General features: G+C 36.5%; 22 protein-coding genes. 5 read left to right on the top strand and 17 right to left on the bottom strand.

Translation table 11 applies throughout. The features are described 5' to 3' along the window. Window positions 1–108: 108 nt before the first annotated feature. From ACU8DI_RS14170 to ACU8DI_RS14110, 13 genes are all read right to left on the bottom strand, one after another. Window positions 109–1,728 carry a SulP family inorganic anion transporter gene (locus ACU8DI_RS14170; RefSeq protein WP_447113444.1) on the bottom strand — a complete coding sequence of 540 codons (1,620 nt, stop codon included), beginning with the start codon at window positions 1,726–1,728 and terminating at the stop codon, window positions 109–111. Between the two features lie 85 nt (window positions 1,729–1,813). Beyond that, window positions 1,814–2,116, bottom strand: coding sequence for a hypothetical protein (locus tag ACU8DI_RS14165; protein ID WP_447113443.1), 303 nt, complete (start codon window positions 2,114–2,116; stop codon window positions 1,814–1,816). A gap of 47 nt (window positions 2,117–2,163) precedes the next feature. After that, window positions 2,164–2,904 carry a tetratricopeptide repeat protein gene (locus tag ACU8DI_RS14160; RefSeq protein ID WP_447113484.1) on the bottom strand — a complete coding sequence of 247 codons (741 nt, stop codon included), beginning with the start codon at window positions 2,902–2,904 and terminating at the stop codon, window positions 2,164–2,166. 98 nt (window positions 2,905–3,002) lie between these two features. After that, window positions 3,003–4,778 (bottom strand): BatD family protein, encoded by a 1,776-nt coding sequence (locus tag ACU8DI_RS14155; RefSeq protein ID WP_447113442.1) that lies wholly within the window; start codon window positions 4,776–4,778, stop codon window positions 3,003–3,005. Window positions 4,779–4,811: 33 nt separating this feature from the next. Then, window positions 4,812–5,657: a tetratricopeptide repeat protein gene (locus tag ACU8DI_RS14150; protein WP_447113441.1), complete on the bottom strand. Its 846-nt coding sequence runs from the start codon at window positions 5,655–5,657 to the stop codon at window positions 4,812–4,814. A 1-nt stretch (window position 5,658) separates the two neighbouring features. Beyond that, on the bottom strand, window positions 5,659–6,138 hold the full coding sequence (locus ACU8DI_RS14145; RefSeq protein ID WP_447113440.1) for a hypothetical protein: 480 nt from the start codon (window positions 6,136–6,138) through the stop codon (window positions 5,659–5,661). Between the two features lie 103 nt (window positions 6,139–6,241). After that, window positions 6,242–7,285: a vWA domain-containing protein gene (locus ACU8DI_RS14140; protein ID WP_447113439.1), complete on the bottom strand. Its 1,044-nt coding sequence runs from the start codon at window positions 7,283–7,285 to the stop codon at window positions 6,242–6,244. Window positions 7,286–7,290: 5 nt separating this feature from the next. Then, window positions 7,291–8,295 (bottom strand): vWA domain-containing protein, encoded by a 1,005-nt coding sequence (locus ACU8DI_RS14135; protein WP_447113438.1) that lies wholly within the window; start codon window positions 8,293–8,295, stop codon window positions 7,291–7,293. Next, window positions 8,295–9,968 (bottom strand): hypothetical protein, encoded by a 1,674-nt coding sequence (locus tag ACU8DI_RS14130; RefSeq protein WP_447113437.1) that lies wholly within the window; start codon window positions 9,966–9,968, stop codon window positions 8,295–8,297. Before ACU8DI_RS14130 ends, ACU8DI_RS14135 begins: the two co-directional genes overlap by 1 nt. Before the next feature lie 7 nt (window positions 9,969–9,975). After that, window positions 9,976–10,842: a DUF58 domain-containing protein gene (locus ACU8DI_RS14125; RefSeq protein ID WP_447113483.1), complete on the bottom strand. Its 867-nt coding sequence runs from the start codon at window positions 10,840–10,842 to the stop codon at window positions 9,976–9,978. 96 nt (window positions 10,843–10,938) lie between these two features. Beyond that, window positions 10,939–11,940, bottom strand: coding sequence for an AAA family ATPase (locus ACU8DI_RS14120; RefSeq protein WP_447113436.1), 1,002 nt, complete (start codon window positions 11,938–11,940; stop codon window positions 10,939–10,941). Between the two features lie 150 nt (window positions 11,941–12,090). Beyond that, on the bottom strand, window positions 12,091–12,897 hold the full coding sequence (locus ACU8DI_RS14115; RefSeq protein WP_447113435.1) for a DUF4382 domain-containing protein: 807 nt from the start codon (window positions 12,895–12,897) through the stop codon (window positions 12,091–12,093). A gap of 83 nt (window positions 12,898–12,980) precedes the next feature. Then, window positions 12,981–13,553 (bottom strand): DUF4382 domain-containing protein, encoded by a 573-nt coding sequence (locus ACU8DI_RS14110; protein WP_447113434.1) that lies wholly within the window; start codon window positions 13,551–13,553, stop codon window positions 12,981–12,983. A gap of 104 nt (window positions 13,554–13,657) precedes the next feature. On the opposite strand from ACU8DI_RS14110, the gene ACU8DI_RS14105 reads away from it, so the two are divergent. The 4 genes from ACU8DI_RS14105 to ACU8DI_RS14090 are packed head-to-tail and all read left to right on the top strand — an operon-like array spanning window position 13,658 to window position 17,185. Continuing rightward, a complete protein-coding gene (locus ACU8DI_RS14105) occupies window positions 13,658–14,521 on the top strand; it encodes an aldo/keto reductase (RefSeq protein ID WP_447113433.1) in 864 nt (287 codons plus the stop codon). Between the two features lie 13 nt (window positions 14,522–14,534). After that, window positions 14,535–15,290 (top strand): SDR family NAD(P)-dependent oxidoreductase, encoded by a 756-nt coding sequence (locus ACU8DI_RS14100; protein WP_447113482.1) that lies wholly within the window; start codon window positions 14,535–14,537, stop codon window positions 15,288–15,290. Between the two features lie 30 nt (window positions 15,291–15,320). Next, a complete protein-coding gene (locus ACU8DI_RS14095) occupies window positions 15,321–16,055 on the top strand; it encodes a phosphodiester glycosidase family protein (RefSeq protein ID WP_447113432.1) in 735 nt (244 codons plus the stop codon). Then, window positions 16,052–17,185, top strand: coding sequence for a DUF5929 domain-containing protein (locus tag ACU8DI_RS14090; RefSeq protein ID WP_447113431.1), 1,134 nt, complete (start codon window positions 16,052–16,054; stop codon window positions 17,183–17,185). The genes ACU8DI_RS14095 and ACU8DI_RS14090 overlap by 4 nt, the downstream gene beginning before the upstream one ends. A gap of 55 nt (window positions 17,186–17,240) precedes the next feature. Here the strand turns inward: ACU8DI_RS14090 and ACU8DI_RS14085 are convergent, their stop codons facing one another. From ACU8DI_RS14085 to amaB, 4 genes are all read right to left on the bottom strand, one after another. Further along, window positions 17,241–17,810: a hypothetical protein gene (locus ACU8DI_RS14085; protein ID WP_447113430.1), complete on the bottom strand. Its 570-nt coding sequence runs from the start codon at window positions 17,808–17,810 to the stop codon at window positions 17,241–17,243. 585 nt (window positions 17,811–18,395) lie between these two features. Next, complete coding sequence (locus ACU8DI_RS14080) at window positions 18,396–19,586, bottom strand: DUF1501 domain-containing protein (protein WP_447113429.1); 1,191 nt, start codon at window positions 19,584–19,586, stop codon at window positions 18,396–18,398. Window positions 19,587–19,588: 2 nt separating this feature from the next. Next, on the bottom strand, window positions 19,589–20,980 hold the full coding sequence (locus tag ACU8DI_RS14075) for a DUF1800 domain-containing protein (RefSeq protein WP_447113428.1): 1,392 nt from the start codon (window positions 20,978–20,980) through the stop codon (window positions 19,589–19,591). 127 nt (window positions 20,981–21,107) lie between these two features. Further along, a complete protein-coding gene (gene amaB, locus ACU8DI_RS14070) occupies window positions 21,108–22,661 on the bottom strand; it encodes an L-piperidine-6-carboxylate dehydrogenase (protein ID WP_447113427.1) in 1,554 nt (517 codons plus the stop codon). 121 nt (window positions 22,662–22,782) lie between these two features. Here amaB and ACU8DI_RS14065 point away from each other — a divergent pair, with 121 nt between their 5' ends. Next, a complete protein-coding gene (locus ACU8DI_RS14065; protein ID WP_447113426.1) occupies window positions 22,783–23,865 on the top strand; it encodes an isoaspartyl peptidase/L-asparaginase family protein in 1,083 nt (360 codons plus the stop codon). Window positions 23,866–23,967 lie beyond the last annotated feature (102 nt).

The following is a 23,967-nucleotide window of genomic DNA, read 5'->3' as shown; positions in this document are numbered from 1 at the left end:
AAGATGCACGTTGTTTTAAAACATGCTATAAGAATAACAGCTACACATGCGATTTACAAATTTTGCAAATGACGATTGACTTATACGTTTAACTTTTCTTTATGCCATTCAATAACGGTCCCTTTTGGACTCTTTAATTCTCAATTTAAAAAACTCAATAAAACTTTCAGGGTTCTCGACAATTCCACGATCTGAAACGAGTTTTATATCAATATTTCGTTCTTTAGCCTTAAATGCAAAATCTTCCAAAATCTCGATAATATCATTATCTAAATATCGCGTTTTTCTTACGTCTAATTCTAGAAAACTATTTTCAGGCAAACCGTCTAATTCTTTTAAAATCGCAGCTTTATTAAAAAATGTGACTTCTTCCGCTAGCGTCATTTTTATCTTTCCGTCATCGACATCTTCACCTTCTTTATGCAAAAAGTGAGAATTTTGGAAACTTTTGACTAAAATAATAAAGATGCCAACCGCAAGTCCTAAACCAATACCAACTAGTAAATCTGTAAAAACGATTCCTATCACGGTAACGATGAACGGTAAGAACTGTTTCCACCCCATTTCATACATTTTCTTAAATAAACTCGGATTAGCCAATTTCCAACCAACAATAAAAAGTACTGCTGCTAACACAGATAAAGGAATTTTGTTTAGTAACGTAGGAATTAAAATCACAGAAATTAATAAGAAAAACCCGTGAATAATCGCAGACATTTTTGACTTACCTCCTGACTGGATATTTGCCGAACTACGAACAATTACCTGAGTGATTGGTAATCCGCCTATTAACCCTGAAAGGATGTTTCCCGTACCTTGTGCAAACAACTCTCTGTTGGTTGGTGTTACATTTTTATTTGGATCTAACTTATCTGTAGCTTCTACACAAAGTAAGGTCTCTAAACTTGCCACCAATGCTATTGTAAATGCCGTAATCCAAACTGCTGGATTGTTAATGGCTGTAAACTTGGGAAAACTAAACTGACCACGGAAGGACTCAAAATCATCAGGAACAGGGACACTAACAAGATGCTCAGGGCTAATGCCAAACTTATCATTTGAAGCTGTTAAAACATAATAAATAATTCCTATAACAACTGCTACAAGTGGACCTTGTACCAGCTGAAAGAATTTCCCTTTTTTTGACAAAACATTACTCCAAAGTAATAAAATCCCTAAAGAGACAAGACCAATAAGGGTAGCTCCTAAACTGATATTACCAAATGCATCGATGATGCCGCTAAACGTATTTCCTCCATCAACTTGTTGAAATGACAAATCCCCTTCAGGATCCGAATCGTAACCAAAGAAATGCGGAATTTGTTTAAGTATAATTATGATACCAATACCAGTTAACATGCCTCTAATGACTGAAGATGGGAAAAAGTATCCAATAATTCCAAAACGCAAAACCCCAAACAATAGTTGTATCACTCCAGCGATAACCACAGTAACAAGAAAGACCTTAAAGCCCTCTACCGGACTTCCATAGGTCTCTGTAAAATCTTGAATAGCTAAAAAGACAATAGCTGCTAATCCGGCTGCTGGTCCACTAACGCCTATTTTAGAGCCACTTAATGCACCAACAACAATTCCTCCAACAATACCAGCTATAAGTCCAGAAAATAATGGAGCTCCACTGGCCAATGCAATACCTAAACATAAAGGTAAAGCGACAAAAAATACGACTATACTCGCTGGCAAGTCATTCTTAATAGTTTTAAACATAAATAAATTCATTTGTGCCAATAGGGCTAGCCATCAGCTAATTTTTAATACAATCTTTAGGACAACATTGTCCTAGTTCAAAAAATTATGAAATGAATTCTGGAGGTGGAGATATTAAATTAAGATGTGGTTTAGGGTAGTTTTTAAAGAAATAAACATGTTGTTTTCTCTTATCGAAACCCTTGATGTACTCTAAAAGGTGCATAGATTCCGAATAAAAGATTTTTCCTTCTTTAGTAATTTCATGACCCTTTTCTTCTTCTTCTTCATTAATGGTATAGAAGCATGAAATATCAATTGTATCATCAATTGCCATAACAACAGAAGGCGCTGTAATAAGCGCAGCAAATAGCATCAAAAAAAAGATAGCGGTTAGCTTCTGTGTCATAGTTCACTGTATAATTGTTAAAGATAGTGATTGTTTAGGATACAGTGTTAAAAATTCTTTAACATTTTAATATCCTCGTTCAAAACCCATCCGGTTTTTCCATCAGACAGCTCAATTTTTTTCCAACTGTTTACAGTGTCCAAAACCTGTACTTTGGTTCCTTCATGGAGTTTAAAAGATTCAGAACTTCTCAAATTAGGCTCCGATTTTATCTGTGCTTCTTGAGCAAACACAATCGCTGGTTGGTACTGCTCCTCCATATGATACTTATGAAAGGCAAAAGCCAACGCGATCATTCCTAGCAATAAAAATGACAAACTAGATACAAATGCCAAACGTTTTTTAGCGGTACTTGTGGTAAAATAATACAGTAAAAATAGAACGACAAAAAGGACGACTAAACCTACAGATAATTTACCCCAACTTTCAAATCCCATTGTATTGGTCATTCGATTTAAGAGTCTTGAGAAGCCAACTTCTGGAACCGTCTCAATATCATCTATAGTCATATTTCGTGCAAACGCGATATTCTTATTGATGTCTTTATCATTAGGATCTAAGAGCAATGCCTTCTCGTAATAATAGATGCTTGGCGCAATATGATTGAGTTTGTAATGTGCATTTGCCATATTAAAGTACAAAGCAGCCGAGTGTTCTCCCGATTCTAAAATGGCTTCATATTGATCAATGGCTTCGGTATATTTTCCATCATTGTACAAGGCATTGGCCTTTTCAAAAAGCGATTCATTTTGACCTAAAACCGTCAAATGTANCGGTATATTTTCCATCATTGTACAAGGCATTGGCCTTTTCAAAAAGCGATTCATTTTGACCTAAAACCGTCAAATGTACTAAACAAATTACTATGTAAATGACTCGTTTCATCTTACTTAATTTCCTTATCTATAGTAGCAATAGCAGATGCCGACTTCTCATAATCCTGTTGCATTTCAACGTTAGTTATAGGCGTGTACCTAGCCAACTCACAGTGCTCCAAAATGCTAATAAACTCGTTCACTGTTTCTGTATTGACTTGACCTTTCAGTAACAAGTCCTCTATCTTCTCTTTACTGAAATCGGAGGTCTCCAGATGAATTTTTGCTTTTAGATAATTATGTAGCGCTTTTTCTAAGGCAATATAAAAAGCCTCCTTTTGTCCAAGTGCTTTTTTAGCTTCACTCAAATAGCGCTTCGCCAACCTATCAGCTTTTCTAATACGGTTTCCGAAGACATCTGCATCACGCTCTTCTTTCTTCTTGCGGTAAACAATGGCTAATGGTATGGCTAATAATGGTAATAACAAAGAGCTCCAAAATCCTGTTGATTTAAAAAATGGCGTTTGCATCTGAGGTTTCAAATTCGCCTTAGTTTTGATAAACGCAAATGGCTCACTGCTAAGTGTTATCGCATTTTTATTGGCATCAGCCGCTGCAATATTATCATCGCCAGAAGAATTATTTACTGGACCTTCAATCACATCAATCACAATTTCTCCTGAGGATACACGTTTGTAGCTTTCCGTTTCTAAATCAAAGTATGAAAATGAAATACTTGGAATTGGGTATTTCCCTTTGTATTGCGGAACTATGGTGTAATTATCAGAAATAGACCCATTCATTCCTGAAAGGTTTGTTCTGATGTTTTCATTGTGCTCGGGTTCATAAACTTCCAAAGAACTAGGTAGGGTTAATTTAGGCAACTGAAATAAACTTAAGTTCCCGTTTCCTGTAACCTCTACCATAGCTTGTAAGGATTCCGAAGCATTCAGTTCAGATTTAGACGTCTTTACATTAAATTCAAAATTCCCAACTGCTCCTGTAAAATCATCAGGCTTTCCTTGTTCAGGAAGTGGCTTCACATTGATGGTACGACTGCCAGCAGAAACCGTTCTATTCACTTGAGCCATATGACGACCACCGAATATATCTCTTCTATTGGTAGGCACTTCAACCGTGATATCTAAGGTTAAAGGCTCAATTTCCAACTTCCCTGTTTTCTGAGGATAAAGTACCGTTTTTCGCAGTACCACATATCTATATTCTTCCCCTTTGTAAGTGCCATTTTGAATTCTTAGTCCGTTGACATCTATTTTCTGGCTCCAGAAGTCGTTATACCTTGGATTATTCACTTCTCTCCAATTACTCACACCAGCGGCTGTAGAGACGTATAATTTATAAACAACTGTAATCGCCTCATTGAGGTAAGGGTCTGATTTGGAGACCTCTGCCACCAAATGTATATTTTCTGTCGCGATGCCTTCAACATTGTAAGGATCATTAGGACGCTTCACTGCGTTGGTCACAACAACACTCAAAGATTCCGATTTATATTGTTGTCCTTGAATTTCAATAGTAGCTTCACCTATTTTAAAGGTTCCTTTTCTTTTAGGCGCTAAGAAATAGCTATAGGTTTTGGTGTAGGAATGTGAACCGTTTAACCAAGAGTTACTTACGGAAGTATTAGGTCCTCCTACAACATCAAAGTTGGAAAAGTCTGGAGGATTAAAGTTATCACCATCCTTGTTCATGATAAAATCAATACGTAAACGTTCGTTGACGCCCAACTTTTTCTTGCTGACCTTAGCTTCAAATGATACTTGCGAAAAAGCAGCACTTGACATTAGCATGATCATTAATATCCCTATGTACTTTAAGATTTTCATCTCAATATCATGTTCGGTTTGATTAAACTACAATTACCAGTCTTTTTCTGGTTTCACTTTTGGCCCTTTTTGTTTTTGAGCATTCATTTTTTCTTGGACCTTTTGCTCTTGATTATTCATAGCTTCCAAAAGGTTTTTTATTTGCTGTGGAGATAACTGACCAGGCTGAGGCTTTGGTTTGCCTTTCTGCTCTTGATCATCTTTCTTTTCATCACCTTTTCCTTGGTCTTTTTCATCCTTAGGTTTTCCATCTTCATCTTTCTGATCGTCCCCTTCTTTTTTATCTTGGTCCCCTTGATCTTTAGGGTCGTCTTTCTTTTCTTCGTCTTCTTTTTTGTCCTTGTCCTTATTCTCGTCTTCCTTATTTTCGTCTTTTTTCTCCTCTTCCTGCTCTTGCTTTTTGTCCTCTTCTTGTTGCTTAGCGCATTCCTGAGCCACTACTAAATTATAACGGGTTTCATCATCTGAAGGATCATTTCTCAAGGCATTTTTATAGGCCTCTACTGCTTCCTTACACAAGTTTTCCTTCATCAGAATGTTGCCCATATTGTGGTATGATTGATGTTTTTCCGATTTAGACGTTGCGCTTTCAGCCGCTTGCATATGACGGTATAATGCCTCGTCGAAATTGCCTTTTTCATAATAGGAATTTCCCAAGTTATAGGTTCCTGCAACTACTGATGGCGCTTTTGAAATAGCCTTTCTATATTCCTTTTCAGCGGATATAAAATTATCTCCTTCAATAAGTTCGTTCGCCTGATATACATATGTTTTGGCAGCTTTTTCGGATAACTCTTGGGTTTTTTCCTTGTCTTTGTTTTGTGCAAAAGACGTGGTAACCAAAACTACTGAACAACAAAAAGCAATGATATTTTTCATACTATTCTTTGACTTTAAACATGGTATCGAGATACATATTTTCCCACTTACCATCCTTATAGGTTCCAACTTTAAAATTATACGTTTTGTCATCTACATACTCCCACATATCAGTGAGTGCTGCACCTCCATACGTGTAATTATAGAGGATATTTTTTCCTTCTGAAAGTACCGTTCCTTGTGTCACATTTCCAAAGACATCAAACTCCCAAAAACGCATGGTATTTGCAGATGCATCAAATTGTCGCACACCATGATTTCTGTGGCCATATAAGGTTTGCTCTTGATTAATAAATCCTTTTGAATCAACAATAACTAACGTGTTTTCTAGATCAAAACTGAAGGTGATTTCCTGTTTGAATTTTGGTCCGTTGTTTTCCCACTGACCTTCAGCCACCCATGTTTTATTTACCAAATTTTGAAACATACTCAAATGACCTTGTTGTCCATTAACAAGGCAAGGACTTATAACTAAGAGCATTATTAATGTGTTAAACGTCACGTTCATATTTAGTAAATAGCAATATATAAAACAGTTGGACTTGACATAGTTAAATAATTTATAAAATATGTCTTCAGACGTATTATAGGTCTTCATTGAATAGATTGAGTCGTTTTAACCAACCTGTTTTACGTTCCAAAAAGAAGATATCAATGAATAAGAAAAACAAGCCAAAACCCAAAAACCACTGAAATTGATCTTTATAATCGGCAAATTCCTTGGCTTCAAATTCTGTTTTGTCCATGCGATTTAGAATGTCTTTAATTTCTGCGATAACATCAGACGTATTGTCGCCTTTAATGTAGGCACCATTGGCTTCATTTGCAATGTCTTTTAGTGTTTGCTCATTAAGTTTGGTTACGACCGTTTCCCCTTGACTATCTTTTTTGTAATTTAAAAGAACGCCATTTCTCTTAATTGGGATTGGTCCGCCTTTTTCATCTCCAACACCAATGGTGAATATTCTGATACCTGCTTCGCTTGCTTCCTCAGCGACATTACTGGATACATTACTGTGATCTTCACCATCCGAGATAATTATAAGCACACGATTGGTTTGTTCCTCATCATCAAAATAGGTTTTCGCAAGCTCAATGGCTTCATTAATCGCCGTTCCTTGAGACGATAACATATCGGTATTCATATTTTGCAAAAACATTTTGGCCGATGCATAATCTGTTGTTATTGGCAATTGTGGAAATGCCTTTCCTGCATAGGCAATAATACCAACACGGTCGCTTGCCAAATTATTGATGATTTGGGTTACCAATTGCTTGGATTTATCCAATCGATTGGGTGCGACATCCTCTGCGAGCATACTCTTTGATACATCTACGGCAAATACGATATCTACGCCTTGACGTTTAACGGTTTCGAGTTTCGTTCCTATTTTAGGGTTTACTAACGCTATCGCCAAGCAACCAAATGCCAAACAAAGCGTCATCAATTTTAAGATCCCCTTAAATAACGATTGATTCGGACTCAAACGTTTCAAGAGTTTCGTATTAGCAAAACGTTTCTGAGTGCGATATTTCCAAAATTGAAGTGTCGCAAACAGAACAATCATTACCGGAATTAACAGCAATATCCAAAACCAAACTTTTTCTTCTAATTGAAAATCAAACATAATCTCTACACAAAGCTTCTAAATATGGTTAATCTAAGTAAGAACTCCAACAGCACTAATCCTAGTGCAATAAGCACCAATGGTCGGTATTTTTCGTCATAAGTGGTATACTTGATTTCTTCAATCTCAGTTTTTTCCAACTTATTGATTTCGTTGTAAATCTCTTTTAATTTTTTATTATTCGTAGCTCGGAAGTACTTTCCTCCAGTGGCATCGGCTATTTCATTCAGTAGGTCTTCATCGATTTCTACTTGAACGCGTCTGTATTGGAAGCTACCATCTAGGTTTATTGAGTAAGGTGACAATGCCATGCCGTTAGTGCCCAAGCCTATCGTATACACTTTAATCCCATATTCAACCGCCAATTCACTGGCAATTTTTGGGTCTATAAAACCTGAATTATTAACACCATCCGTTAACAATATAATGACCTTACTTTTGGCTTTACTATCCTTGATTCTATTGACAGCAGTTGCTAATCCCATACCAATGGCTGTTCCACTTTCAATGATGGTATTGTATTTTATATCTCTAAGTGACCTCAACACGATGGCTTTATCACTTGTAATTGGCGTTCTCGTATAACTTTCTCCGGCATATTCAACCAGTCCAATTCTATCATTGGGACGACCTTTAATAAACTCGGCTGCCACATTTTTTAAAGCTTCGAGTCGGTTTGGTAACAAATCTTTTGCTAACATACTGGCTGAGACATCAATAGCCATCACGATGTCAATCCCTTTGGTTGTTTTGGTTTTAGTAGTTTCATCTGAAGTCCTAGGTCGTGCTAGAGCGAGAATCAAAAATGACAACGCCAACATCCTAAAAACAAAAAGAAGCGGACGTAATTTTGCCATCCAAGAATTGGCTACTTTAAATCCTTTCACACTTGATATTTTCAGCTCTGCTGTTTGGTACTTACGTTTAAAGACGTACCATAAAATCGCCAGTGGCAAAAGCAAAAACAGCCACAAAAATTCTTTATTTAAAAACTCAATTCCTTCAAACATTAGTTATCTACTTTTTTGAGTTCAACAGACGCTAATACACGATCAATTATCTGATTGGCATAGTCATCCTCATTATTCCAAACCATGATCACTTGTTGGATCACATTTTCTGCCGTAAAAGCTAAAATGATATATTCCCCAGAACGATATTCGCCTTCTTTATCTGTTGGAAATTGCGCAGTCCCATAAGCCTTAAGACCTTCTGCCGCATTTGGTGTGATATATTGTTCTTTTTTAACGATAATATCTTGCACACCATTATTCTCGTACATTTTGATATTGCCTTCCACCACTAAGTTCAGGTCTACTTCGTTTTCCTTGTCAGTTTTAGGTAGTTTTGTCGTACTTACTGCAATATTTAAAGGACTTTCAAGGTCACCATATGAGAACATGGTCATTTTAACCTGCTTTAAGGTATCGACTGCCTGATTTTCTACACGTTCTAATACCACTGGTGTAGAAATCATTATTGGAGGCACACCATAATCACTTTGCACCCATTCACTTTCCAAGAGCTGCTTACTCTCATTTCCCGTGATGGTATCTACCACATATTTAAACCCATATTTCAGTCCGAAACCAACAAATACAGCTACAAGTAGTAAAATTCCTGCGATGACAGTTAACCAAATTTTTCGGCGTTTTTTCTTTCTCTCTTGGGCTTCTCGATATTCTTGATCCAACAATTTCTCCTCTTCTGTTGGTTCTGGTAGCGCTTCTTTTACCTGGTCAATTTCAATATCAATCGTGTTTCTGTCTAGTTTAGCCAATTCAATGTCTGGTGCAGATTTGGCAAATTTTACTAAGTCGGCGCGCTTCAGAATAGTTTCTATATTCTTTATATCATCATTACTTAATTCAATTTGATTGGCATCTTTGAGCATATTCAACCGATCTACCAATTCATCAGTCGTGCTTTCAAGAGCGCGATCGTATACTTTTTCATCTAAGTATTTTCTGATAATAAATGTTAATTCAGAATAGTAATCTTTCAGTTCTTCACGTTGCAAATAATTACTTTCGTCTAACTTTTTCAGTGCCAATTTCGCTCTGTCGTAAGGTGGCAATAAGGCTATCTCTTCTTCCTCCGTTAACGGCTTTTTTCTCCAAATAAACCAATAAATTAAAAAAGCACATAACGCCGTAAACAATAAGGCAATGAGCGCGTATTTCCACCCATTTCCAGACACTTGTTCAACTTCCATCATGGGCTTGATGTCATATAACTTTTGCTTGGTAGTATCGACAGCAACTGTGTTCACCTTCACCATTAAGGAATCGGTATACAGTGTTTTGGAACCAACGATAATTTTCTGCTTCGGTATCATGTATGAACCTGAATCAAACTGCGTTAAGCCATAAGACTTTATGAGTTTGAATGTCGCATCATTTTTAGTGGTGTCGATTTTATAGGAATCGATCATTTCTAGAGGCAAAAAGGTCTGCCCTTCCGGAAATACAACCAAGTTTGTAGAATCTGTCTCAACTTGAATTTTATAGGTGATTTGTTCACCAATTTTGATTTGAGTTGTATCTACAGATGATTCCACCTGCGATTGAGCGCTTGTTGTAAAAAGTAAAACCGTTATGAAAAGAGGGATCGTTAGATATCTCCCTAATATTGAAAATCCTGTAAATGTATCTAAACCTTTCAAATTACAATTTGTTCTCATTTGTATGCTATCCTCTTCTTTTAAAATAACCCAATAGCTTCTTTACGTAACTCTCATCGACGCGACAATCAATGGTTCCAGATCCTGATTTAGTAAAAACATCTTTAAAATATTCAACGCGTTCTTTATAATGGCGTGCATAATTTTGTCGAATGGTCTTGGAACCTGTATTGACTAGCACCAATTCGCCAGACTCTTCATCTTGCATTTGTACCATCCCCAAATTAGGAATCGCTTCTTCACGTTTATCATAAACTCTAATCCCTGTAATATCATGACGTCCTGCAGCAATTTTTAGGTTTTGCTTGTAATCGTCTGCCATAAAATCGCTGAGCATAAATACAATCGCTTTTTTCTTCATAACATTGGACAAGAATTTTAGAGCTTCGGCCACATCTGTAAGTTTGCTTTTTGGCTCAAACTCTATCAGTTCTCTAATAATTCTTAACACATGAGAACGTCCTTTTTTTGGCGGAATATAAAGTTCTATCGCATCAGAAAAGAGAATCAGTCCTATCTTGTCATTATTTTGTGTTGCGGAAAAAGCGAGGGTCGCTGCAATTTCAGTAACAATCTCGTTTTTAAACTGCTCATCTGTCCCGAAGAGTTCTGAACCTGAAATATCAACCATTAACATCATGGTTAATTCACGTTCTTCTTCAAAGACTTTTATAAAGGGTTCGTTATAACGAGCCGTGACGTTCCAATCAATGTTCCGAACATCATCTCCAAATTGATATTGTCTTACTTCGGAAAAAGTCATACCTCGTCCCTTAAAGGTGGAATGATATTCACCTCCAAATATGTGATCAGACAAACGACGTGTCTTAATCTCAATTTTTCGAACTTTTTTAAGTAATTCCTTAGTATCCATTTTATTGTTTGTCATGTCGCTCATGTAGCGATCACTGTCTGATTTCTATTGAACAAAGATTATTGTGTTCGTACCTCTTCAGGAATGACAATCTAATTATGGCACTTCGATTTCGTTAACAATCTTATTAATAATATCTTCGGAAGTCACGTTTTCTGCCTCAGCCTCATAAGTTATCCCAATTCTATGTCTGAGTACATCATGTACTACAGCTCTCACATCCTCAGGAATCACGTAGCCACGACGTTTTATAAAGGCGTAACATTTTGCGGCAGTTGCCAAATTTATACTTCCACGAGGAGAAGCTCCAAATGAGATGAGTGGTTTTAAGTCTGGTAAGCGATATTGATCTGGATAACGTGTTGCGAAGATGATGTCTAGAATGTATTTCTCTATTTTCTCATCCATGTAAACTTCTCTTACTACGCTTTGCGCCTTGATAATTTGATCTGTAGAAACCACAGGATTCACTTTATCCCAATCACCTTTTAAATTGGCTCTCATGATGAGTTGTTCCTCAGTTTGTTTTGGATAATCTATAACTGTTTTCAGCATAAATCGATCTACTTGTGCTTCAGGTAAAGGATAGGTACCTTCTTGTTCCACAGGGTTTTGGGTGGCCATTACTAAGAACGGTTTATCTAGAATGAACGTTTCATCACCAATGGTGACTTGTTTTTCCTGCATAGCTTCTAACAAGGCCGACTGGACTTTGGCAGGTGCTCTATTAATCTCATCTGCGAGTACAAAATTGGCAAATATGGGCCCTTTTTTGATAGAAAAGTCATTCTCCTTCATATTATAAATGAGCGTTCCAACAACATCTGCTGGCAATAAATCTGGTGTAAACTGAATTCTACTAAAACTGCCATGCACGGCTTGTGATAAGGTGTTAATGGCTAATGTTTTTGCCAAACCAGGCACACCTTCTAGTAATATATGTCCACGACCAAGTAATCCTATAAGCAGGCGTTCAACCATGTGTTTTTGACCCACAATGACTTTGTTCATTTCCATCATTAACAAGTCCACAAAAGCACTTTCTTTTTCTATTTTCTCATTAATGCTTTTAATGTCTATTGTTCCAGTATCTTCCATTCTTTATAATATTTTAAACACGATATTTACCCTTGTTTAATTAAGTATCGCAAATTGTTAAAATTTTTGCTGAGTTGCTGTTAAGAATTGGTTAAAAATAAAAGAGCAGTGCCATGGACACTGCTCTCAAAATGATGTATATATTTATTTTTATTGAAAATCGACGGCATCAATAAGGGTATTCTCACCAACGACCACTTCTACATCTTGTATAACGACAGGTAAATAACCTGATTCTGGGTCTGGTGTAAAGGTCACATCATAAGTTCCAGAAGGCACACCTACAAGTAAAAAATTACCATCTACATCTGCATAGGTTGAGATAACTTCTGAACCTGCAGTGATGCTAACTTCCGTTTGTACATCAATAGGAAGAATACTACCACTAATGGTTCCTGTAGAAACTTCTGCTGAAGCTCTGATGACAGGTTTTAATATGATATTTCCTGAATTTCCAGCGGTTACAACAGAATCGTCAACGTCAAAATCTAACCAAAAGGTGTATTCAAAATTAGGTTCTAAAACCTCGTTAACTTGAACTTTTAGGCCAGATTGTTGTGCGCTAGGAGTCGTTAATGGTTGTGAAACACCATCGATGACAACCGTGTTATCATCTCCTAAAACTAGACGAATTTGATTAAGCATTCCTGAAGGTACTTCGTAATTGTCTGCAAGCAATACATTAATACCACCTGTTAAATCTAATAGATCATACACGCCAGTATTTATCGCTTCTAGACTTTGCCAATTATCATCATCTGTGTCATTATTTACTTTGACCATAACGTCTACTACCTCCACATAAACATGTTCAAAATCTCCAGGTTCATCTACTAACTTAACAGTTAATTTAGATGTTCCTTGAACTGAAGTAGATGCATCATCATCACTACAGTTAAATAAGGCTAATGAAAAAAATGTGACTAATAAAAGTGTTTTGATTTTTGTAAATTTCATAATAGTGTTTTGAGTTAATATACCTATATATACGCAGACACTATTGAATGAGGACGTCAACAGATATTAAAGTTCTGTTAAAACTAGAATAACTCGAAACGCCTTAATAAGGTATTCATCTTAGGATTTAACTGAGCGTCCCCTGTAGAATTTAAAGTCACTGAATCATCAATTTCAAATTCAATCAAAAAATCGTACACCATATTGGCTACTAATTCCTTTTGTACCATATTGATAGATGCACTTTCATAGGCTTCAGAACAATGGAGCGTGTATTCTATACCATTTTTTTTAACGGTATGATCGTCACCTAAAACAAGTTTGATATCATAAATAAAACCCACTGGAACTTCTTCAAAGTCGACCAAAGTCACCACGTCATCATTTGTAATATCGGATAAATCATGAACCCCTGTATTGATTGCATGCAAACTCACCCAAGCATTTGGGTTGGTCACGTCTTCCATTACGCGTAACTGTACATCCAAAATATCAATTTTTGCTTCACTGAATACACTTTCAGTTCCTTGAAGTTTTACGGTCACTAAACTACTATTATCGAAAGTTTCTGTGTCGTATTCTTTGGAACAGCTGTTCAGAAAAACAAATGATAAAACACAAAACACTATAGATTTGAAAGTTATTTGGCTTGTCATGATTTGGGGCTTTGAATAATTCTTTAGCAATGATACTTTCTTCTTTTAGTTTTGACTATTTTTATACATGAATTGCAGAAAAAACCATATAAACTGAAAAAAAAGTGCGATATTCTCGATTAATTGCAGGCACCATGACTTGGGGATCATGGGGCAAAAAACTACAACAAAAAGATATGATTGATTTAATGCACCATTGCATTGATCATGATATTACGACGTTCGACCATGCTGATATATATGGTGGTTATACCACTGAAGCCGATTTTGGTAAGGCTTTTAGTTCTAGTGGGATTCATCGCGACACAATTCAATTAATAAGCAAATGTGGCATCCAATATATGAGTGAGAATCGGGATAATACAGTGAAACATTATAACTACTCGAAAGATTACATTGTATGGTCGGTTGAAACATCTCTAAAGCATTTACAAACAGACTATCTTGACTTGTTACTATTGCATAGACCGAGTCCGTTGATGCATCCAGATGACATTTCAGAAGCCATTGAAACATTAAAGCAAAGAGGACTTATTAAAGCTTTTGGTGTTTCGAATTTCACGAGATCTCAAATGGAATTATTGTCTAAAAACATGGATCTCTCGGTGAACCAAATAGAATTTTCATTGACGCAACATTCGGCCATGCATGACGGCACTTTAGATTATATGATCACCAACAATTTATTACCGATGGCTTGGTCACCACTTGGGAGTGTCTTCAGAGAAGACACAGAGCAAACGAGACGCATTCACGCTCAACTAGGCGAATTATTGGAGAAATATGATGCAACAGAAGATCAATTGCTTTTGGCTTGGATATTACAGCATCCTTCCAAAATACACCCAGTGATTGGTACAACCACCAAAAAACGGATTACGAATGCTGCTAAAACCATCGCGATTCAACTGGAGTTAGAAGATTGGTTTCAGATTTTAGTAGCATGTCAAGGACATAAAGTTCCATAAAACAAAACATATGATGAAACAAACGGCATTAATTACTGGCGCAACAAGTGGTATTGGAAGAGCGACCGCTCATGAATTTGCGAAACATGGCATACAATTAATTCTTTGTGGTAGGCGCCAAGAACGTTTGGATACCATTGAAAAAGCCTTGAGTAAGCAAACAGATGTTCACACCTTAAATTTTGATGTGCGCGATAGAAAAAAAACATTAGAAGCCATAGCCTCTTTACCTAAGGCCTTTCAAAACATTGATATTTTGATTAATAATGCCGGTAACGCTCACGGTTTAGATCCTATTCAATCTGGGGATTTAGATGATTGGGATGCCATGATGGATATCAACGTGAAGGGACTCTTGTATGTGAGTAAGGCCATTATTCCACAAATGACAGAGCGAAGGAGCGGACATATCATTAACATTGGCTCTTCCGCAGGAAAGGAAGTTTATCCAAAAGGGAATGTTTATTGTGGGAGCAAACATGCTGTTTTAGCAATCACGGAAGGCATGCGTATTGATTTAAATCCGTTTGGTATCAAGGTAACCGCTATAAATCCCGGTCTTGTTGAAACCGAATTTTCAAAAGTACGTTTTAAAGGCGATTCTAAAGCAGATAATGTATACAGTGGTTATAAAGCCTTACAACCAGAGGATATCGCAGAGATGATTCAATTCGTCATTTCGCGACCATCGCATGTTAATATCGCAGATGTTCTTATGTTTTGTACGGCTCAAGCCAATTCCACTATCGTTAACAAAAATGACTCTTAATTTTAAAATAGTTCTAATATCTGTGCTTCCATGAAACAACGATTGAGACCTTGTTTTTTAATATTATGGGTGCTTCCAATGTGTTTTTACAGCAGTGATTCCAAAGCTCAAACCATTGAAGACCCGAACATCATTTCTTACATGGTCAATTTAAAAAAACAAACACTCAAATTCTTCCATAAGAATGATCAAGGGACCAATTTTGGTAATTTTCAATCTTTACGGGAAACACTTGAAGCATCAAATCAAAAGTTAAGGTTTGCCATGAATGGAGGCATGTACCTCAACGATGGAACACCACAAGGATTATACATTGAAAATGGTGAGATTCTAAAAGACTTAGACACTACCAAAGAGGCTTATGGTAATTTTTATCTCCAACCTAATGGCATATTCTATCTTACAAAGTACGATGAAGGTGTTGTTTGTAAAACATCAGAATTTGAATTAACACCAGATATTTTATACGCGACACAATCGGGACCAATGCTGGTTATAAACTCTAAAATTCACTCAGCATTTGTAAAAGGCTCTAAGAATCTTCATATTAGAAATGGTGTTGGTGTTTTACCAAATGGCCACCTATTGTTTGCCATGTCAAAAGACCTCATAAACCTCTATGATTTTGCCGAATACTTTCAGAAACACGGCTGTAATAATGCGCTATACCTTGACGGCTATGTCTCACGAATGTTTCTGCCAGAAAAAAACTGGGAACAATTAGATGGACAATTTGGAGTTATAATTGCTGAGATTGAACAATGATTAACAAGCGGCTCCTCATAAAAAATTTACTCGCTCACAATGATGAGAACAGTTTTTATGACAAAAAAAGAAAAGTTGATATTTCCTATAAAGAAGGCAAAGCTAAATTCTTAAAACATATCTGTGCGCTCTCCAATAGTAATCCTAAAAACAACTCTTATATTGTTATAGGTGTTGAAGATGAGGACAATAAAATTGTTGGTGTTCATTTTTTTGACGACAGTAAAATTCAAAACCTCATTAATGCGTATTTAAAAAATCCTCCTATTGTTCAGTACGAGAATATTCCTTTTCCACACTTACCAGATGATAAGGTCGTAGGCCTAGTCACCATTAGACCCAATGATCAAATCACCTCTCTTAGAAAGAATATCTGGAAATACTATGGTGGTTCCGTCTTTTTTAGAGATGGCAGTATGAGTATGCCCAAGGTTTTTGATATTGAAATCCAAGATGTCAATTCCGCCATAGTAACTGCCATAGAATCGCATGCACAAAATAACATTGAGTACACATTGGATGGCGTTTTTGATTTTATGAATAAACGAAAAGATTACCATCCACAATACAAAGTATTTAAGGAGTATTTCGTGCTCTGTTGGTCTGGACAAAAAAAGCAGGTGAAGTCCGAAACCTTTTATTCTCGTGTTGATATTGAATTGATTAATGAGCAAGTTCGATTATTTTTTTCCACCTTGGATGAGGTTTCCATATCGTATAACAATGATAATTTTAACATTGTAGAATATGTGAGTTTGGGTCTTCAAAATGATCATAAATACTACAAATTAGAAGAAACGGTGATTCGTTTTGAAGACAATGCGAGCTATACGATAGAAACGAAACTTCTCTTTGAACCGCCTCAGTATGATAAAAAAGTACTTCATCATATTTACAATGCCAACAATGCCATTTTAGAGAAGTTAAAAAAAGGCTTGTCGCTAAATAAAAATGAAGAAGAGGATCTTAAAAACCTTCCTGCGACGTATTTAATTTGTTACTTAAATTTGTTTCATGATGCCATTCATAAACTAACAGGAGCTAAACCTTATTTAAAAAATTATAATAAGTCGGTTTATACGTCCTATCAAGAAGTCATGAGAATTTTGAGAAAGGTAAAGTATAGCTAAAAAAAAAAGTAGCCTTTCTTCAAAGGCTACCCAGATTATATTTTGTTATTTAGATTTAATCATCCGCTTTTTTGTAAGGACATACCACTGCATGCGCTATGACATAAATTGGTCCTTCTACATCATCAATTTTATAAGAGTCTACTGACTCCCCATCTGGCAAATCATGACTGAATGGATATTGTCCTGGAGCAACTGTGAATTGGCCATTTCGCTTTGTGGGAAACTTTTGATTTCCTACGTAGACATGTGTTTCAAAGAAACCATAGCCGTCATTAGCCACAAAATCCACCAAGACATAATCAGATTCATAATGAACATATAATGTTCCAATTTCTTGTCCATTATCAGTGTTACATTGACCTGCAGCTTGATATATAATGTAGGACTGAGTGTGCGTAGCCGTCAATGGGCCAATAGACCAACCCCATTTATTGGATGTTAAGTCTGGGTCGTTCAAAAAGCATATTGCTTCATCTTCTTTTCCATAAGCATAAGCTGTTTCACAGCCATCTTCCTGTTTTGGCTTACGATCGAAATTTGAGTCATCATTAATAGTGTCTTGTTCGCAAGAGAATAACATTACTAACAAAGACAGTACAAAAATTCTTAGAATAGATTTCATAATATCATAAATTGATTAAAAGCTCCATAAAGCTAACAAAAAGTCATAAATCTTTAAAATTAGTTCGCGTTATTTCGTTGAAAAACAACTTATTAAAGACTAAATAACGTTTTAGACCCATGCCTAAAGAAAAGTCGTACGGAAAATAAATACCACAAAAAAACGGTCAATTATCTATGAAATTTTCATTATTGGACCGTTCATATAGGTTTTTTTGTCATTTGTAGAATTTTTAAAGCTTCATATCGAAATATTCGCAATTTAGCAGTGCTATTAATCAATTACACAGAACCTTATTTCAAATTCGATTATTCGAAAATGATTTAAGGTTTTTGTCTTTTTTATACATCGAGATTTCAGTTGAAATTCAATACCTACATCCTTAACAAATTGTTATAATTCTTAAATTCGATGCAACAAGTGATAGTAAAATACCATTCATACAGTTTTTTTTACCGCTCATAGTTTTTTTTCTAGGAGTGCGTATTTTTTTACGATTTTAGCAGTGCTATTAATCAATTACATATAACCTTGTTTCAATGTCGTCCTTACGATTGAGAAACAAGGTTTTTGTCTTTTGTAGACTTATATAAAATTTAATTTAGGAAATGTATTCTTCAAAATAGTGTGATCGTTTACATCCATCCATTTACTCAGTATTGTTGCATAAACCGACCTAAAATCAACACTGTATTTCAGATCGCCATTGTCATCCAAATCTGATAAGCTTCCCAGTTCATTGTAGAACCCTGGAGTCTTCAACTGACTTCCAATAATGAATAAATTACTTGCGGCTCCATGATCAGTTCCAAAAGCAGCATTTTGCTTCACGCGTCGGCCAAATTCAGAGAATGTCACAATTAAAGTGTCATCAAAACCACCGCTTTGCTTTAAATCATTAACAAATGCCTCGATGCTATCTGCATATATTGTTAGAAGTCGTGATTGAACATTCACTTGGCGTGCATGTGTGTCAAAACCTCCCAATGACGCATAAAACACCTTGGTCTCAATCCCTGAATTTATAAGTTTTGCCATGGTCTGTAACTGCTTTCCAAATTCATTTTGAGGATAATCTACAGAACTTGAAGCTGCTTTATGCTTTTCAAAAATATACTTTGCCGAAGATTCAGCCGCAATCATGCTTTTGTATAAATACCCTAAATTGTGCTCACTCAAATGATCATCTTGATAGTGCTTTAAGACATTTTTGAAATAGGGATCTTGTGAGGTTTTATATAGTACATTAGGGTTTTGAACCGCTATCCCATTTCCCCTTTCTCCTTTTAAAGCCAAAGACAAACTGTCGTCAATCTCAATCGCATTATAAGGCTCATTTCCGTAGGCATCCAGAAAACGTCCAATCCAACCTGTATGCCAATTTTGATGTGAACCGCTGGCTGTTTGCCAGATATCTGTCGCTCTGAAATGAGATCGGTTCGGATTTGGGTATCCAATATTATTGATGATGGACAAATACCCTTTATCATACAACTTTTTTAAAGGTATCAAACTAGGGTGGAACCCAAGCTCATCTGTCGCTTTAATAATTGAGGCTTTGTCTAATGAAATATTTGGTCGAAAACGATAGTAATAGTCATTATTAAAAGGCACTATCGTATTCAATCCGTCGTTACCACCTGCCAACTGAATGACGACTAATCGCTTATAGCCCAATGATTGTGCTGGTAAACTTTCAAATGCTTTTAAAAAATTCGGCACGAAAAATAAGCTACTCGCTAATGATGACTGTTTTATAAATGATCTTCTATCCATCTTTAACACATTTGAAATTCTGGTAATGACATTAGTTGCACACAAAAGTCTTGTTTGGAAGATTGCTTAAGCGACTCCAAATAGGTTTCAGTTCCTGAATTGAGTTTAGACACTATGATATGTGCTTTAAGGTGCTCATAATTAAAGTTTTTAAATTGTGTGTCAAAGGTTTCCCAATTTACGGTGACATTCACAAACTTTTGCCTTCTGTTTTTTTTGGAATATGCTTCAAAAGCATCCTCAAACTCGCCTTTCTCAGTAATAGAGATTTCAGAATTCGATAATAAAATGGAAGGCAGTTTTAATCGAATCATAATGGTATTACTGTCTATCCAACTTTTTCCACCCTTCCAACCTGCCACATTGGGCGGATTGAGAAGCGTTTGACCCAAGAGTTTTTGGATTTTAAATAGGTCTTTAGAATCATTAAAACGAAAAGGTACAATCTTTTGAATTCCAACCAGTAACTCCACTGGTGACTTAATTTTGGTGCCCTTATTAGTATTGCGATAAAACCAATCAGACATAAAAACATAAGTCATTAAGTTACCAATATCATAATCTTTGTAGAAGACTTCTGTCATTTCTTCAACATGTTGTTCATCAATAGCTTCGTTAACAAAATAGCTGTAAATTTTCCGACAAATAAAATGGGCGCATTGCTTTTGTTTCAATATGATGTCTATGATGTCATCTCCTTCATAGCGGCCTGTATGACCCATAAACGTTTTAAAGTCATGGTCATGCTGGCGTTCTCTTAGAATGAACTGACCTTCAAAAGTATTATTATAACCAGTGAATGCTCTGGCGCTCTCCTTGATATCCGCTTCTGAATAATGCCCTTCACCCAAGGTAAACAACTCCATAAGTTCTCTGGCAAAGTTTTCATTGGGCTTTTTCTTCCTGTTCTGTTTGTTATTTAAATATTTGAGCATGGCAGGTTCCTTTGAAATGGCTTTAACAAAATCGCCAAAATGCCCAAGAGCATGTGATCGTAAGGTGTTGTAATACTGTTGAACATGTCTCATATTTGTATCTCTACAAACAAAATGATTGGTCCAAAATAACGTCATTCGTTCCCTTAAAACTTCCGGTGATTGAGCTAAACGCTTTATCCATTGTACGTTGTACTCTTTGAGCATTTCTCTATTTAAATCTCGAAACTCTTTACGTAACTTATTGTTTTTTAATAAGCCTTTAGCGCTATAACGATTCAACTTTGAAGTATCGACCTCCAAATAGGTCACAGTGGAGGAATCATCAAACAAGCTTGATACAATATAATCCCTTTGATGAGCTGATAACTTTTGGAGCTGGTTAGGTGTCAGACCAAAACCAGCACGCCAGTAAAGATGTTTTATATCATGTTGATTCATATCGATTAGACCCAACAATTACCAGTTGGTTTAAAATACTAACTCAAAAATAGTTCCGTAAATTTTAATTATGACATTAAAGCTTTGTTAAAATAAAAAAGCCACATCAAATGATGTGGCTTTATATGAGTATTGCAACTACTTCTTATAAATCAAATTTAATACCTTGTGCCAATGGCAATTCGGTCGTGTAATTGATAGTGTTTGTCTGACGTCTCATATAAACTTTCCATGCATCAGATCCAGACTCTCGTCCGCCACCAGTTTCTTTTTCACCACCGAAGGCACCACCAATTTCAGCACCTGATGTACCAATGTTCACATTGGCAATTCCACAATCTGATCCTTGAACAGATAAGAATCGTTCTGCCTCACGAAGATTATTGGTCATAATTGCTGAAGACAATCCTTGAGCCACCTCATTTTGAATGTCAATAGCGTTTTCAACCGATCCTGAGTATTTCAGTAGGTATAAAATTGGTGCAAATGTTTCATGTTGCACAATGTCATAGTGTGGTTGTGCTTCTGCAATTGCAGGTTTCACATAACAACCACTTTCAAAGCCTTCACCTTCAACAACACCACCTTCAACAACAATCTTACCACCTTCTTCAACGACTTTGTCTAAGGCATTCTGATACATTTTTACTGCATCTTTATCAATAAGTGGCCCAACATGATTATTTTCATCTAAAGGATTTCCAATACGCAATTGCTTATAAGCATCAACTATGGCATTTTTTACCTGATCATACACACTTTCATGAATAATTAATCGACGTGTTGAAGTACAACGTTGTCCACAAGTTCCAACAGCACCAAAAACGGCACCAATGACGGTCATTTTAATGTCGGCATCTGGAGTCACGATAATAGCATTATTTCCACCAAGTTCTAAAAGCGATTTTCCTAAACGCGCTGCAACTTCCTGTGCAACAATTTTACCCATTCTCGTAGATCCTGTTGCGGAAACCAAAGGCACTCGTTTATCCTGTGTCATAAATTCACCAACACGATAGTCACCATTTATCAAACATGAGATGCCTTCCGGTAAATCATTCGCAGCAAATACTTCCGCTGCAATATTTTGACATGCCACACCACAGATAGGTGTTTTTTCTGAAGGTTTCCAAACACAGACATCACCACATACCCAAGCTAAAGCGGTATTCCAAGCCCAAACTGCAACTGGAAAATTAAAGGCTGAAATAATTCCAACAACACCTAAAGGATGGTATTGCTCGTACATTCTATGACCTGGACGTTCAGAATGCATCGTTAAACCATGCAGTTGACGCGATAATCCAACGGCGAAATCACAGATGTCAATCATTTCTTGAACCTCACCTAATCCTTCTTGATAGGATTTTCCCATTTCGTAAGACACTAATTTTCCAAGGGCTTCTTTCTTTTCTCTCAACTTATCACCAAATTGACGTACTATTTCACCTCGTTGAGGAGCAGGCATGGTACGCCATGTTTTAAAAGCTGTAGTTGCCGCAGACATGACTTTATCATAATCTCCTTTTGTAGTCGATTTTACCTTGGCAATTAATTGACCATCAACAGGTGAGTACGATTCAATGATTTCACCATTTGAAAAATTATTGGAACCTGTAGAAGATCCTTCATTTATATCATTTACGCCTAATTGCTTTAAGGCTTCTTTTATTCCGAAATCGGTAGCAATTGCTTCCATATTTGCTTAATTTTTATGAATTATTAAATTTTCATGCGAAGTTACTAATAAAAAGTCGTTTTCCCTTGATGAAGCCTTCTTAATCATGTAACTTTAAACCACTGAATAATTTTCTTCCATCATGAAACAATTTACGCCTTTACTCTTCTTGTTTTTCATCTGTTATAATTGCGGTGAACTCCTACCAAATCCAGACGATAGTATTGAAAACATTAAAAAAGAGACGACACACGAAAATGCAAATGAACCTGCCGAATTTGCCATTATAATTCATGGAGGCGCTGGTACCATTTTAAAGAAAAACATGACCACAGAAAAAGAGGCGGCTTACAAAGCTAAATTGGAAGAAGCCATTAGAGTTGGATACGACGTTCTAAAAAAAGGTGGCACTAGCCTTGATGCTGTTCAAAAAACCATTAATGTGATGGAGGATTCGCCACTTTTCAATGCAGGTAAAGGTGCGGTTTTCACGAATGCCGAAACCAATGAATTAGATGCGTCTATCATGGATGGAAAAACACTGAATGCAGGCGCTTCAGCAGGCACCACCACCGTTAGAAATCCGATCAATTTGGCTCGCGTAATCATGGAAAAATCGCCACACGTCATGATGGCTGGTGTTGGAGCCGACACCTACGCAAAAGAGCAAGGTCTCGCTATCGTTGATCCCAGCTATTTTTATACTGAAAATCGATTTCAGGCTTTAGAGCGTGTGAAGGCATCAGAAACTCAAACAAATTCGGAAGATTTAAAAACAGCGTTCTACGACTCGGAAATCAAAAACTCAAAATTCGGAACTGTAGGCTGTGCTGCTTTGGACAAATATGGGAATCTTGCTGCAGGCACCTCAACAGGAGGTATGACAAACAAGCGCTATGGCAGAGTTGGTGATGCTCCAATCATCGGAGCTGGGACTTACGCTAATAATAATTCCTGTGCGGTATCAAGTACTGGATGGGGCGAATATTTTATTCGCGGAATGGTGGCTCACGATATTTCCGCACTCATGCAATATAAAGGTATATCACTCGAAGAAGCCGCAAAAGAAGTTATACAAAAGAAAATTCCAGAACTAGGAGGAAATGGCGGTATAGTTGCCGTTGACAAGGATGGTCATATGGTAGCTGAATTTAATACGGCTGGCATGTATCGCGCTACTATGAACGCTCAAGGTGAATTAGAAATCGGGATTTATAAACAGTAATTATTAACTGAACGTGATTTATTACGAATTCTTTTTCTTTCACAACGAATACTAAATTAGTGACTTCAAATAACATTAAGCAGTACTTAAAACCACTAAGAT

It is taken from the genome of Psychroserpens sp. BH13MA-6 (assembly GCF_052983595.1).
The sequence above is the reverse complement of the archived record's forward strand: the minus strand, read 5'-3'. Positions and strand labels throughout refer to the sequence as shown.